Below are 13,579 nucleotides of genomic sequence, written 5' to 3'. Positions count from 1 at the left end.
CGTCCACGGCGGAGGGATCGGCGCCATGCATGCCGGTGGTAGCGAGGGTCAGGCGCGCGAGGATCTCGGTCTCCGCCAGTCGGCCGTCCTCCAGGGGCACGGCGGCGCGGTTGTAGCGGACCTGGTTGCGGACGGCGAACGCGTTGAACGCGAAGTCGAAGTGCGGGGCCTGCGAGGGCGGGGGCGGCGGCAGGACGACGTCGGCGTGGCGGGCGGTCTCGTTCAGGTAGGGGTCGACGCTGACCATGAAGTCGAGCGAGTCGAGCGCCTTGTCGAGGCGGTCGCCGTCGGGCGCGGAGAGCACGGGGTTGGCGGCGACGACGACCAGGGCGCGGACGGGGCTGCCCTCGGGTGTGGCGGTGTCGATCTCCTCGGCGAGCGCGGACAGCGGCAGTTCGCCCTTGGCCTCGGGGTGGCCGCTCACCCGGCTGTGCCACCGGCCGAGGGCGAAGCCGCGGCCCGGTCCGGCGGGCCGTGGTGTCTTGTCGGTGGCGGCGAGGGGGAACAGGGCGCCGCCGGGCCGGTCGAGGTTGCCGGTGAGGATGTTGAGGACGTCGACCAGCCAGCTGGCGAGGGTGCCGTGCGGGACGGTGCAGCTGCCGATGCGGCCGTAGACGGCGGCGGTGGGCGCGGCGGCCAGTTCACGGGCCATGGCCCGGATCGCGCCGGCGTCCACGTCGCAGGCCCCGGCGGCGGCCTCGGGGGTGAACTCCCGTACGGCTTCGGCGAGTTCCTCGACGCCGAGGACGTTCGGGGCGAGGTCGCCGATGTCGACGAGGTCCTCCTCGAACAGGACGTGCGCCATCGCGGCGAGGAGCAGCGCGTCCGTGCCGGGGCGGATCGCCACATGCCGGTCGGCGAGCTTGGCGGTGCGTGTCAGCCGCGGGTCGACGACGGTGAGGGTGCCGCCGCGGGCCTTGAGCGCCTTGAGCTTGCCGGGGAAGTCCGGGGCGGTGCACAGACTGCCGTTGGACTCCAGCGGGTTGGCGCCGAGGAGCAGCAGGTGGTCGGTGCGGTCGAGGTCCGGTACGGGGATGGCGTGGGCGTCGCCGTAGAGGAGTCCGCTGGAGACGTGCTTGGGCATCTGGTCGACCGTGGAGGCGGTGAACAGGCTGCGGGTGCCGAGCCCGGCGAGGAGGACGGGCGGGTAGAGGGCGCCCGCCATGGTGTGCACGTTGGGGTTGCCGAGGACGACGCCGACGGCGTGCGGGCCGTGCGCCTCGACGACCGGGCGCAGTCCGGTGGCGACGGCGTCGAAGGCCTCCGCCCAGGTGGCCTCCCGCAGTTCCCCGTCCTTGCGGACCAGCGGGGCGCGCAGCCGGTCGGGGTCGCCGTCGGCCGCGCCGAACGAGGCTCCCTTCGGGCAGATGAACCCCTTGCTGAACACGTCGTCCCGGTCGCCGCGGGCCTTGGTGACCCGGGTGCCCTCGATGGTGAGGGTGAGCCCGCAGGTGGCCTCGCAGAGCGGGCAGATCCGCAGGGCGGTGCGGGAGTCGGGGGTGGTGGACACGGGTCCTCCCGGAGGGCGACGGCGTTGGCGCTCGGACGGGCGCCGCGCATACGGAGGGCGCGGCGCCGCAGCCGAGCATACCGACCGGTATGCATCAGCGGGAGGGGCGAGCGGGGTCGGGGCGGATCGGATCAGTCCAGGACGCGCGCGAGATAGGCGCGCAGCAGCTGCCGCATCTCCTCGATGATCCGCGGGTCCCCCTCGGGGGAGACCCGGAAGGAGAGGTGGACGAGAGTGTCGGCGGTCTCGACGGCGATGAGGAAGATGCGGCGCAGGTCCTCGTCGGGGGTGCGGCCGATGTAGTCGGAGAGCAGCTCGGAGAGACGGTCGGCGACGCGGGTGTTGGGTTCCTGGCGGCTGCCGCCGACGGGGATCTGGTTGCCGAAGTCGATGAGGGCGAAGCCGGGGGCGTGGCGCTTCATGTCGAGGTACTCGTCGAGGACGGCGTCCATGGCGGTGCGCCAGTCCCGGTCGCCGGTGCCCTCCAGCCGGCGTCCGACGCGTTCGGTGAAGCGGGCGAGGTTGCGCTCGGCAAGCGCGTCGGCCATCGCGCGCTTGTTGCCGAAGAAGCGATAGACGGAGCCGATGGGCACACCCGCGCGCAGCGCCACGGCACGGGTGCTCAGCCCGTCGTAGCCCACCTCGTCGAGGAGGTCGGCGCAGGCGTCGAGGATCCTGGTCAGTCGTTCGGCACTGCGCCGCTGCACGGGTGCGCGGCGCAAGGAGGTCGCCTGGGACACGGGCTTCATGATGCCTTTCCGCCGAGGTCCGATGAGCTTCCGGATACAGGTACGGCCGGTACCGCCGCTCCCGCTCAGCGGTCGAACACGGCGGACGACGAACATCCGCACGTCCGGGCCCTGCCGGGAGCGTAGAGCACCGCACTGACAAGACGGATCCATCTCGGGTCCGGTTCTCCGCGGGGGCCCGACGGCACCCGATGGGGCGACACCACGGCCGTGGCTCGCCACGGTCCGGCCATCGGCCCTCTTGCGCCCGTCCGGCCCGAATCCTACGGTGATGCATAGGAATCAGGAGCGCGAGGGAGCGATCATGAGCGGGGACGCGAGGAAGACCGCCGAGGGGCTGGAGTACCTCTCCGGTTTCGGCAACGAGCACGCCTCGGAGGCCGTCCCGGGCGCGCTGCCCGAGGGCCGCAACTCGCCCCAGCGCGCCCCGCTCGGCCTGTACGCGGAGCAGCTCAGCGGTAGCGCCTTCACGGAGCCGCGGGCGTACAACCGCCGCTCCTGGCTCTACCGGATCCGGCCGTCGGCCGCGCACCCGGCCTTCACCCGCGCGGACAACGGCGCGCTGCGCACGGCCCCGTTCACCGAGACGGTCCCCGACCCCAACCGGCTGCGCTGGAACCCCCTGCCGGAGCCCCCGGCGGGCACGGACTTCCTCGCGGGCCTGTGGACGCTCGGCGGGAACGGCGACGCGGCCCAGCGCGCCGGCATGGCCGTGCACCTGTACCACGCCACGTCCTCGATGGAGCGGGTCCTCAGCGACGCCGACGGCGAGCTGCTGATCGTCCCCGAGCACGGCGGCCTGCTGCTGCGCACCGAGTTCGGCCTGCTGCACGCGGAGCCCGGGGAGGTCGCCCTCGTCCCGCGCGGGGTCCGCTTCCGGGTCGAGCTCCTCGACGCCACCGCCCGCGGCTACGTCTGCGAGAACTACGGCGCCCCCTTCCGCCTCCCCGACCTCGGCCCGATCGGCGCCAACGGCCTGGCGAACCCCCGTGACTTCCGGGCGCCGGTGGCGGCGTACGAGGACGTGGAGGGCCCGGTGGAGGTGGTGAACAAGTTCTGCGGGAACCTCTGGACGGCCACCTACGACCACTCACCGCTCGACGTGGTCGCCTGGCACGGCAACTACACGCCGTACGTCTACGACCTGCGCCGGTTCAACGTCATCGGCTCGATCTCGTACGACCACCCGGACCCGTCGATCTTCACCGTCCTGACCTCGCCGTCGGACACCCCGGGGCTGGCCGGTGTGGACTTCGTGGTGTTCGCGCCGCGCTGGCTGGTGGGCGAGGACACCTTCCGGCCGCCGTACTTCCACCGGAACGTGATGAGCGAGTACATGGGCCTCATCGAGGGCGCGTACGACGCCAAGGCGGAGGGCTTCGTACCCGGCGGTGGTTCGCTGCACACGATGATGTCCGCGCACGGCCCCGACCGGGAGACCTTCGACCGGGCGAGCGCCGCCGAGCTGGCGCCGCAGAAGGTCGACGACGGGCTGGCCTTCATGTTCGAGACGCGGTGGCCGATCCTGACGACCGCGCAGGCGGCCGGGGCGGATCACCTCCAGCGGGGGTACGACGAGGTGTGGTCGGGCCTCCAGCGCCACTTCGGTCCGTTGCGCTGAACGGGCCGGGCCGGGTACGGATAGCGTCGTGACCTCCTTCGCCCCGGACTCGATCGTCCTGAACCGCAAGCTGCCTCTCTGGTATCAGGTCTCGCAGTCCCTGCGCGCCTCGATACTGGGCCGGTCGCCCCACGATCCGCTGCGGCTGCCCACCGAGGAGCAGCTGGCCGGGCACTACGGGGTGAGCGTGCTGACCATGCGGCAGGCGCTGAAGGAGCTGGAGGACGAGGGGCTGATCAGCCGGCACCGGCGGCGCGGCACGTTCATCGAGCCGGGCGCGCAACGGGGCACGCCCGTGCGGCTGCTCGGCTCGGTGGACGCGATCGTGGCCCAGCAGTCCGGTATGACGACCGAGCTGCTGGACCAGGGCAGCACCCCTCTGTCGGGTGAACTCTCCGACTACTTCCCCGACTTGACGGAGGTGGCCACCTACCACCGGCTGCGCGGCGACGAGCGGACGGGGGAACCCACCAACCACGCCCGCAACTACGTCCGCCCCGAGCTGGCCGCACTCATCGACCCGGAGGACCTGCTGCGCTGGCCGATGACCAAGGTGCTCCGGGACGCCGTCGGCGTGGCCATCAGCCGGATCACCGACACCGTCGAGGCCCGGCTCGCGGACCCGGAGACCGCCCGCCTGCTCCAGATCCCCCTGCTCAGCCCGATCCTGCACTACACGGGCGTCACCTACGACGAGTCGGGCCGCGTCCTGGACGTCGCGGTCATCCACTACCGCGGCGACCGCTTCTCCTTCACGGTCACTCTCGACGCCCACTGACGAGGTCGTACGATGCCCAGCGTGACGCACGACGACGCTCCGCTCCTCGCGGACCTCATGCCGTGGTCCGTCGCACCGCCTCGGCTGGGCCGGGCGTGGCCGGCGGGGCCCGACGCGGCGTCCCTGAGGGCCCGCTGGGACGCGCTGATGAAGGCGGAGGGCCCGGACCGCGAGGCCCTGTTCGGCCCCACGCGCTCCCGCACCCTCACGTCCGCCGTCCCGGGGCTGCCGGGCCGGTCCGGCGGCACCGGGCGGCTGGTCCGCGAGTCGGGCCCCTGCCCCGAGCCGGTACGGGTCCTCGCCGCGCCCTTCGACGAGCAGTGGCTCGTCCCCGACCACCGTCTGATCGACGCGGCCCGCCCCGAGCTGTGGCGGGTCGCGGACGAGCACCAGGTGTTCGTGGTGGAACAGACACCCGCCGCCGAACCGTCCGGGCCGCCGCTCCTCGCCACGGCGGTCCTGCCGCTGACTCCCCCGCACGGTCCGCGCGCCGGCCGGGTCCGCCCCCTGTACCGACGGCCCGGCGGCCGGGAACCCAACCTGGCCCCCGGTCTCACGGAGTTCCTCGCCGACCGCGTGGCCGCCGACCGCGTCGACCCCCTGGACGTCCTCGGCTGGATCCTGGTGACCGCGCGTCCGGGCCCCCGGGGCATCGAGGTCCCGCTCACCGCGGACCCCGACACCTGGTCCCGTGGCGTCGGGCTGGGCCGCCGCGCCCTCTGGCTGATGCGCCGCGACGGCGACCGTCCCAAGCTCCCCGGAGGCCGGCGCCCCTACGTCCGCGCCCCGCTCCCGGCCCGCCCCGTGGAACTGCGCTACGACCCCGACCAGGAGGCGCTCCTCCTCGACGAGGGCCGCGTCTCACCGGTGCCCGCCGGGGCCTGGGACTTCCACGTCGGCGGTGTCCGCGTCCTCGACGCGTGGTTCGCCCGTCGCACGGAGCCCGCGGAGCCGGGCACGCTGGAGGCCGTACGCCCCGCGACCTGGCCCCAGAACTGGACGTCGGAACTCCTGGAGCTGATCACGGTCCTGGCGCTGCTCGCCGAACTGCGCCCGGAGCAGGACGGGTTGACAGTGCGGGAGCGCCTCACGGCCGAGGACCTGCGCACAGCGGGCGTCCTCCCCGTCGTGGAGTCGGCGCGCAGGCCGGCCTCGGTGCTGGACCACGACGAGGAGGGCCCGGAGGGCCAGTTCACCCTGCTGTGAGCGGCCCCGCCGCCCGGCACGGCCTCAGGGCGTGAACGAGTCCAGCACCCGGTCCAGCATCCACGCGAAGACGGCCTCCAGGTCGATCGGGCCCGCGTCCTCGGTGAACGCCGCCGCCATCCGCGGATACGCCCCGGAAGCGATCTGCCCGCCCAGGTACGCGATCCGCACCTGGTTCTCCTGCTCCTCGGACCACGGCAGCGCGCGCGTCCGCTCCGCCGTCGCCAGCTCGTTCGCCACGTACGTCGTCACACACCCGTTGAGCAGCGCCAAGAGCTGGAGCTTCGTTCCGTAGGGCGCGTCGAGCGGGTCCATGCAGGCCAGACAGTGCTCCAGGAACCGCAGCGCGTTCGGGCTGAACCCGTACACCGGTGACATCAGCCGGGGCAGCCAGGGATGCCTGCGCATCAGCTCCCGTGTCTGATGGGCCACCCGGCGCAGGTCGGCCCGCCAGTCCCCGCTCGGCTCCCACAGCTCGTGCTCGCCACCGACGGCGTCGACCATCAGTTCGTGCAGGTCCTCCTTGCGCGGCACGTAGTTGTAGAGCGACATGGTGCCGCAGCCCAGATCGGCAGCGACATGCCGCATCGACACGGCGTCGAGCCCGCCCTCGTCGGCGAGCCGCACCGCCACCGCCGCGATGTCCGCACGGCTGAACGCGGGCCTCGGGCCACGGCCGGTGCGCTCGGGGCGCGCCCAGATCACTTGGGGTACGGCCGGTCGGCCAGCCATCGATCATCACCTCGGCCACCATCCTAGTTACGTACAGCGTACGTAGTGCGCTATGGTCGACCCATGACTTCTACGTACGCTGTACTTAGTGAAGGTCTGGAGAAGCGCTTCGGGGAGGTCCGTGCCGTCCGGGGCCTGGATCTGGCCGTCGCCCGAGGCTCGGTGGTCGGGATGCTCGGCCCGAACGGGGCGGGCAAGACCACCGCCGTACGGCTGCTGGCGACGCTGCTGCGGCCGGACGCCGGCTCGGCGCGGATCGCGGGGCACGACCTCGTACGGGAGCCGCACGCCGTGCGGCGGGCGATCGGGGTGACCGGGCAGTACGCGTCGGTGGACGGGGACCTCACGGGGCGGCAGAACCTGCGGCTGTTCGCACGGCTGCACCGCGTCCGCGACACCGCCGCCCGCGCCGGCGAACTCCTCGACCGCTTCGGGCTGGCCGAGGCCGCCGACCGACCCGTCTCCACGTACTCGGGCGGGATGCGCCGCCGGCTCGACCTGGCGGCGAGCCTGATACGCCACCCGGCGGTGCTCTTCCTCGACGAGCCGACCACGGGGCTCGACCCGGTCAGCCGCAACCAGATCTGGGACGCCGTGGGCGCCCTCAAGGCGGAGGGGACGACCGTGCTGTTGACGACGCAGTATCTGGAGGAGGCCGACCGGCTCGCCGACCAGGTGGTGCTGATGGACCGGGGCCGGATCGCGCACAGCGGCTCGCCGCCCCAGCTCAAGGCGCTCATCGGGTCGTACGCGGAGGTGGTCGTCGCGCACGCCGACGTGATGGTCGCGGCGGCGGGCGTCCTCGACCAGCTCACCGGGGCCGAGCCGTCGTTCGACCACGACCGGCACGCGGTCGGCGCGGTCTGTCTCGACCCGACGCTGACGCTTCCCCGTCTCGTCCGCGAACTCGACGCGGCCGGGGTGCCGTTGCTCGACGCGAGCCTGCGCCCACCGACCCTCGACGACGTGTTCCTCCGCCTCACCGAGACGCCCGCGACCGACCACTCCGACCACTCCGACGTCAAGGAGCGTGCCGCATGAGCGCGTTGGCGTACGACGGCGCGGCCATGCTCGGCCGTCAGCTGCGACGGGCCCGGAACAATCCGGGGCTGCTGATCCTCACCCAGACGATGCCGATCTCGATGCTGCTGTTCTTCGGGTACGTCTTCGGCAGTGCCCTCGCCGTGCCGGGCGAGGAGTACCGGCGCTTCCTGGTGCCCGGTCTGCTGGTCGCGACGGCGGCCGGCGGGATCATGACCGGCATGTTCCAGGCCGCGCAGGACACCCACCGGGGCGTGATGGACCGCTTCCGCACCCTGCCGATGAGCCGGGCCGCCGTCCCGCTCGGCCAGGTCGTGGCGGACCTGGTCCTCACGGCCGCGGGGACGGTGCCGTTCCTGCTGGTCGGGCTGGCGGTGGGCTGGCGGATCGAGGGCGGCGCGCTCGCGGCGGCCGGCGCGTTCGCACTGCTGCTGCTGTTCCGGTTCACGGCGGTGTGGATCGGTGTCTTCCTGGGCCTGCTCACCCGCAGCGAGGAAGCGGCGGGCCAACTGGGCGGGGCGACCTTCCTGTTGCCGCTGCTGTCCAGCGCGTACATCCCGACCGAGGGTCTGCCTGGCTGGCTGCGCACCGCCGCCGAGTGGAACCCGATCAGCGCGGTCACCACGGCCCTGCGCGACCTGTTCGGGAACGCGCCCGTCCCCGACGGCGCCGCCTGGCCGGTCGCCCACCCGGTCGCCGGTTCCCTGGCCTGGTGCGCCGTCCTCCTCGCGGTGTTCGTGCCGCTCGCGGTACGGACGTACGCGGCCGGCCCCAAGTGACCTCCGGCCCGTTCGGGGGACGGGCCGGACCCGGGCGGCCTCCGGCCCGCTGCGGCGAGGTGGGCCGGAGGCCGGTGCCGGGGCGGGGCACGTGACGCTCGGCACGCCCTGCTGACAACGGCACCCCGCCGGGGACATGATCCACGGCATGCGCTCACTGACCGGCACCGGCGATCCCCTGCCCCTCGACGGCCTCACCGTCGTCGCCGTCGAGCAGGCCGTGGCGGCCCCGTTCGCCACCCGGCAGCTCGCCGACCTCGGCGCCCGTGTGATCAAGGTCGAGCGGGTGGACGGCGGTGACTTCGCGCGCGGTTACGACACCGCCGCGCGGGGCCTCGCCTCCCATTTCGTGTGGTGCAACCGGGGCAAGGAGTCCCTCGCCCTCGATCTGAAGGACCCGCGCGGCCTGGACGTCGTCCGGCGGCTGGTGGCGGACGCGGACGTGTTCGTGCAGAACCTGGCACACGGTGCGGCGGCCCGGCTCGGCCTGGACGCCGCCACCCTGTGCGCCGCGCACCCCCGGCTGATCGCGGTGGACATCTCCGGCTACGGGGCGTCCGGGCCGTACGCGGACAAGCGGGCGTACGACATGCTCGTGCAGTGCGAGGCCGGGCTGGTGTCGGTGACGGGGACCCCGGAGCAGCCGGTGAAGGCGGGCATCCCGGCGGCGGACATCGCCGCCGGGATGTACGCGTTCTCGGGGGTCCTCGCGGCGCTCGTCCGCCGGGGCACCACCGGGCGGGGCGGGCCGGTGGAGGTGTCGATGCTGGAGGCGCTCGCCGAGTGGATGGGGCACCCGCTGCACCACACCCTGCACGGCGGCACTCCCCCGGTGCGGACGGGCCTCGCGCACGCGGTGATCGCGCCCTACGACGCCTATCCGACGGCGGACGGCGGCCGGGTGCTGCTGTCGGTGCAGAACGACCGGGAGTGGCGACGACTCGCCGAACAGGTGCTGGGGCGTCCCGAGTTGGCCGACGACCCGGCGTTCGCGACCAACCCGGCCCGGGTCGCGCACCGGGACCGTACGGACGAGGCGGTGGCGAAGGCGCTGGGCGTCCTGGACGCGGACGAGGCGGTGGCGCGGCTGGAGGCGGCCGGGGTCGCGTGCGCACGCCTGCGGGACGTGCACGAACTGGCGGAGCATCCGCAGTTGGCGGCCCGGGACCGATGGCGGGAAGTGGGGTCACCGGTGGGGCCGCTCAGGGCGCTGCTGCCGCCCATCACGCTGCCGGGCGGGGACGAGGCACGGATGGGGGCGGTACCCGCGCTCGGGGAACACACCGAGTCGCTGCTGCGCGCCGTGGGGATGACGGGCGACGAGATCGCAGCGCTGCGCCGGGACGGTGTGATCGCCTGAGCGCGGGCTTCCTGCTGAAGATCCTTGGTGCTAGCGGCTGCCGAAGAGCGAGCGGCGCAACCGCCTCAGGGGTGCGAAGAGCGAGACCCGGCCGACGCGGGTGTTCTTGGCGGCACGCTTGTCGTGCGGGGAACGCGCAGTCAGCTCGCGCATCAGCGAGGTCGCCTCGGCCGTCTCGCGCTGCGGCACGGCGGGGCCGCTCAGCACCGAGAGATGGCGGTCGAGGCGCGAACTGGTCGCACTGCTCCCGCAGGTGATCGCAGGGACGCGCGCCCTGCGGACTGTTATCTGTTCCATGTCACTCCCCACCCGTTCGAGTCCACCCGGCCCGGGCAGCGTAACCATATCGCCCCGCCCGAGCACTCGGGAATCACGGTCTCGGTATACACCTACCCCGTAAGGGCGTTGTCGACTACTCTCCGAATCCTACTGATTTCAGGGCGAGTTGGACAATCGGCTGACTGGTGGGCTGTGTTGACCCCCCGTCGGGCTCGACGGTCACGGCGAGTGACGTCGCGTCGGTGTCCAATCCGTTCGTGACCAAGGGCGTGTCGCCGTCGAAGAGGCCCAGGGAGCGCGGTTGCACGTCGGGGCGCATGAGCCAGAGCTGGTGCACCCGGTCGCGGGGGAGGTCCTCGAATCCGGCGAGCGTCACGATCGCACGCCCCTCCTCGGCGGAAGCGATCACTCCGATTCCATTGCCGCCCGCGTCCTGTTCGCGGGTCGCCCGGACGTCCGGCGCGGTGAGAACGTGGGCGATCTCACGCGACTGCGCGCGCTCCGCGTCCAGCTGATCCTGTGTCCGGTTCGCCTCGACGGCGAACAGCGACGCCACGACGAGCGCGCCGGCGGCGGTCACGGTGGCGAGCGGCATGAACAAAGGGCGCATCCGGGGCGCACGGGCGCGCGCCTTCGGTGGCGGCGCGGTGCCCCAGACATGCGGCGGCAGATGCTGCTGGGGTCGCGCCTGCGCCGGGGCCTCCTGGGGAGTGCTCCGTACGGCGGCGAGCACCCGGTCGCGCATCGCGGCCGGCGCGGGGACGGCCGTCGACCAGGCGAGGCGGACCGCGTCCTCCGCCAGGGCGCGCACCTCGGCGGGGCAGCGGTCGCAGCGTTCCAGGTGCTTCTCGAAGCGGCGGCGCTCGTCGGGTTCCAGGGCGTCGAGGGCGTAGGGGGCGGCGAGCGAGTGGAGGTCCTCGCGGCGGAACAGGCTCATGCCGCGCCTCCCTCGGGCACCCGGGCGCGGGACGCGGTGGAACCGGGCGGCGCCTCCTGTGCCAGGAGACCGATCAGGGCGCTCATGCGACTCCTCCCAGGCATTCGCGCAGCCGTGTGAGTCCGTCGCGCATACGGGTCTTGACCGTGCCGAGGGGCAGCGAGAGCCGCTCGGCCACTTCGCGGTAGGTGTAGCCGTCGTAGTAGGCGAGGGTGACCGACTCCCGCTGGAGCGCGGTGAGCCGCTCCAGGCAGTGGCGCACCCACTGGCGTTCGAGGCCCGCCTCGACCTCCTCGGCGACCTGGTCGAAGGCGGTGTCGTGGGCCCGAAGGCCCTCGCGCTGCTCGCGCTCCGTGGCGGCGCGGGCGCTGCGCACCCGGTCCACCGCCCGCCGGTGGGCGAGGGTGAGGATCCAGGACAGGGCGCTGCCTCGGGCGGGGTCGAAGCGGCCGGCGGAGCGCCAGAGTTCGAGCAGCACCTCCTGAGCCACCTCCTCCGACTGCGCGGGGTCGCGCACGACCCGGCGCACGAGACCGAACACCGGTCCGGACACCAGGGTGTACAGCTCCTCGAAGGCCCGCTGGTCACCTCCGGCCACCCGGACCAGAAGTTTGTCCGCCTCCACTCGCTCCCCCTCGCCTCCGGCCGAGCACGGCCATCCCCGCGCGTAAGGCATTCGCAACCGACCCACCTCCGGATGGGGTTACGGATCAGCGTGCCCAAAACGCGGGTCCCCCGTCGACGAATCCGATCGGATCCGGCCGGATCGGGTCCTGACGGGCTCCGGATCGGGTCCGGACGGGCTCCGGACGCGATCTCGATCGAGGAATCCCGTTCTCCGCTGAGACAACCTTTCAAACGCGCCGTAAGAACGTTTGGGATTCGACCAATCCACCCTGCCGACCGCTCCGAATGGCGTTCGTCAGGCAAGTTGGGACAGAGGACGGACGGCATGACGACACCTACTTCCAAGAGCGGCGCAGGGCGGCGGAGCATCGCGGCCCTCATCTGTGCTTCGCTGGCCGCCGGAGGGCTCGCAGCCGCCGGCGTCACCGTGCTGGAGCCGGGGACGGCCTCCGCCTCCAGCCACCGTGAGGCCCCGCTGATCTCGGGGGAGCCGCAGTTCGACAACACCGACGTGTACGCGTTCGTCAGCCCGGACAGGCCGGACACGACGACGATCGTCGCGAACTGGATCCCCTTCGAGGAGCCGGCGGGCGGACCGAACTTCTTCCCGTTCTCCGAGGAGGCCCAGTACGACATCCGCGTCGACCAGGACGGCGACGCGAAGGAAGACCTGATCTTCCGCTACACGTTCGACACCAAGACGAAGAACGACAGGACGTTCCTGTACAACACGGGTGTCGTGGAGAGCCTGGACGACCCGGACCTCAACATCACGCAGACGTACGACATCGAGCTGATCAAGCTGCGGGACCGCCGCCCGGTGTCCCGGACGAAGCTCGCCGACGACGTGTGGGTGGCGCCCTCCAACGTCGGCAAGGCGTCGATGCCGAACTTCAAGAAGCTGCGCGACGACGCCGTCTACAAGACCGCGAGCGGTGTGACGACGTTCGCCGGCCAGGCCGACGACCCGTTCTTCCTGGACCTGCGCGTCTTCGACCTGCTGTACGGCGGTGACCTCTCCGAGGTCGGGCGGGACACCCTCAAGGGCTACAACGTCAACTCGATCGCGCTCCAGGTGCCGAGCGCGGCGCTCGCCTACTCCAAGGACCAGCCGATCGTCGGCATATGGTCGACGACCCAGCGCAAGGGCGCCAACGGCCGCTTCCACCAGGTGTCGCGCCTCGGCATGCCGCTGGTGAACGAGGTCGTCAACCCGCTGAAGGACAAGGACCGGTTCAACGCGTCCTCGCCCACGGAGGACGCCCAGTTCCTGAAGAACGTCACCGAGCCGGAGCTGCCGAAGCTGATCGAGGCGATCTACAAGATCCCCGCCCCGAAGACGCCGCGCAACGACCTCGTCGACGTCTTCCTGAAGGGTGTCAAGGGCCTCAACCAGCCGCCGCGTGTGACCCCGTCGGAGCAGCTGCGCCTCAACACCTCCATCAAGCCCACCGCGAAGCCGAAGCGGCTCGGTGTCCTCGACGGTGACAACCAGGGCTTCCCGAACGGGCGCCGGCTCACCGACGACGTGATCGACATCGCGCTCCAGGTGGTCGAGGGCGAACTGGTCGGCGCCAAGAACGACCTGGGCGACGCGGTCGACAAGAACGACAAGAAGTTCGGCAAGTCCTTCCCGTACGTCGGTCTGCCGACGGCCGGTTCGCGGGGCAAGACGGTCAAGGGCAACACCACCAACAACGTGCGCAGCGCGCTGGGCGGTGGCGTCGAGGCCGGAACGGACGACACCACGCTGATCGCGGCCTCCGCGGGTGCCGGCGCGGTCGGCGTCCTGCTGATCGGCTCGGGCCTGCTGTGGTGGCGCCGCCGGAACGACCGGGCCTACTACTAGGCCCACCCGGCCGGGCCCCACGGGGCCCGGTCCACCGACCGGCGCGGTCCGCTCGTATCCATCCCCCACGGCGCGGGCCGCGCCCCACCGACGTCACCACCGTTGCTCGGC

13 protein-coding genes are annotated in these 13,579 nt (G+C 72.4%); 7 read left to right on the top strand and 6 right to left on the bottom strand.

Annotated elements, in window-relative coordinates:
- Together AOK15_RS23530 and AOK15_RS23525 are read right to left on the bottom strand one after the other, a co-directional pair.
- On the bottom strand, nucleotides 1-1,510 hold a 1,510-nt coding region (locus AOK15_RS23530; protein ID WP_055520068.1), incomplete at its 3' end, for a molybdopterin-dependent oxidoreductase.
- Between the two features lie 131 nt (nucleotides 1,511-1,641).
- On the bottom strand, nucleotides 1,642-2,259 hold the full coding sequence (locus AOK15_RS23525) for a TetR/AcrR family transcriptional regulator (protein WP_055520066.1): 618 nt from the start codon (nucleotides 2,257-2,259) through the stop codon (nucleotides 1,642-1,644).
- Nucleotides 2,260-2,563: 304 nt separating this feature from the next.
- On the opposite strand from AOK15_RS23525, the gene hmgA reads away from it, so the two are divergent.
- The 3 genes from hmgA to AOK15_RS23510 are packed head-to-tail and all read left to right on the top strand — an operon-like array spanning nucleotide 2,564 to nucleotide 5,864.
- A complete protein-coding gene (gene hmgA, locus AOK15_RS23520) occupies nucleotides 2,564-3,880 on the top strand; it encodes a homogentisate 1,2-dioxygenase (protein WP_055520064.1) in 1,317 nt (438 codons plus the stop codon).
- Between the two features lie 28 nt (nucleotides 3,881-3,908).
- Nucleotides 3,909-4,658 (top strand): GntR family transcriptional regulator, encoded by a 750-nt coding sequence (locus AOK15_RS23515; protein ID WP_055520062.1) that lies wholly within the window; start codon nucleotides 3,909-3,911, stop codon nucleotides 4,656-4,658.
- A gap of 12 nt (nucleotides 4,659-4,670) precedes the next feature.
- Nucleotides 4,671-5,864 (top strand): type ISP restriction/modification enzyme, encoded by a 1,194-nt coding sequence (locus AOK15_RS23510; protein ID WP_055520060.1) that lies wholly within the window; start codon nucleotides 4,671-4,673, stop codon nucleotides 5,862-5,864.
- A 24-nt stretch (nucleotides 5,865-5,888) separates the two neighbouring features.
- On the opposite strand, the gene AOK15_RS23505 is transcribed toward AOK15_RS23510, so the two are convergent.
- Nucleotides 5,889-6,596, bottom strand: a complete 708-nt coding sequence (locus AOK15_RS23505; RefSeq protein WP_055520058.1) for a TetR/AcrR family transcriptional regulator — start codon at nucleotides 6,594-6,596, stop codon at nucleotides 5,889-5,891.
- 63 nt (nucleotides 6,597-6,659) lie between these two features.
- Between AOK15_RS23505 and AOK15_RS23500 the strand changes: the two genes are divergently transcribed.
- The 3 genes from AOK15_RS23500 to AOK15_RS23490 all read left to right on the top strand — a co-directional run bounded on the left by AOK15_RS23500 (nucleotide 6,660) and on the right by AOK15_RS23490 (nucleotide 9,776).
- Nucleotides 6,660-7,637, top strand: coding sequence for an ATP-binding cassette domain-containing protein (locus AOK15_RS23500; protein ID WP_055520056.1), 978 nt, complete (start codon nucleotides 6,660-6,662; stop codon nucleotides 7,635-7,637).
- A complete protein-coding gene (locus AOK15_RS23495; protein WP_055520054.1) occupies nucleotides 7,634-8,416 on the top strand; it encodes an ABC transporter permease in 783 nt (260 codons plus the stop codon). Before AOK15_RS23500 ends, AOK15_RS23495 begins: the two co-directional genes overlap by 4 nt.
- A 136-nt stretch (nucleotides 8,417-8,552) precedes the next feature.
- A complete protein-coding gene (locus tag AOK15_RS23490) occupies nucleotides 8,553-9,776 on the top strand; it encodes a CaiB/BaiF CoA transferase family protein (RefSeq protein ID WP_055520052.1) in 1,224 nt (407 codons plus the stop codon).
- A 30-nt stretch (nucleotides 9,777-9,806) separates the two neighbouring features.
- Here AOK15_RS23490 and AOK15_RS23485 read toward each other — a convergent pair whose 3' ends face one another.
- The 3 genes from AOK15_RS23485 to AOK15_RS23475 all read right to left on the bottom strand — a co-directional run bounded on the left by AOK15_RS23485 (nucleotide 9,807) and on the right by AOK15_RS23475 (nucleotide 11,617).
- The gene (locus AOK15_RS23485; protein ID WP_055520050.1) at nucleotides 9,807-10,073 is read right to left on the bottom strand and encodes a hypothetical protein; all 267 of its coding nucleotides are present in this window, start codon (nucleotides 10,071-10,073) and stop codon (nucleotides 9,807-9,809) included.
- A gap of 115 nt (nucleotides 10,074-10,188) precedes the next feature.
- Nucleotides 10,189-10,992 carry an anti-sigma factor gene (locus AOK15_RS23480; protein WP_055520048.1) on the bottom strand — a complete coding sequence of 268 codons (804 nt, stop codon included), beginning with the start codon at nucleotides 10,990-10,992 and terminating at the stop codon, nucleotides 10,189-10,191.
- A gap of 82 nt (nucleotides 10,993-11,074) precedes the next feature.
- Nucleotides 11,075-11,617, bottom strand: a complete 543-nt coding sequence (locus AOK15_RS23475; RefSeq protein ID WP_055520046.1) for a sigma-70 family RNA polymerase sigma factor — start codon at nucleotides 11,615-11,617, stop codon at nucleotides 11,075-11,077.
- Nucleotides 11,618-11,944: 327 nt separating this feature from the next.
- Between AOK15_RS23475 and AOK15_RS23470 the strand changes: the two genes are divergently transcribed.
- Nucleotides 11,945-13,468 carry a DUF4331 domain-containing protein gene (locus tag AOK15_RS23470; RefSeq protein WP_055520044.1) on the top strand — a complete coding sequence of 508 codons (1,524 nt, stop codon included), beginning with the start codon at nucleotides 11,945-11,947 and terminating at the stop codon, nucleotides 13,466-13,468.
- The last annotated feature ends 111 nt before the right edge of the window (nucleotides 13,469-13,579 follow it).

It is taken from the genome of Streptomyces ossamyceticus (assembly GCF_001418475.1).
GTDB classification, from domain to species: domain Bacteria; phylum Actinomycetota; class Actinomycetes; order Streptomycetales; family Streptomycetaceae; genus Streptomyces; species Streptomyces ossamyceticus.
The sequence above is the reverse complement of the archived record's forward strand: the minus strand, read 5'-3'. Positions and strand labels throughout refer to the sequence as shown.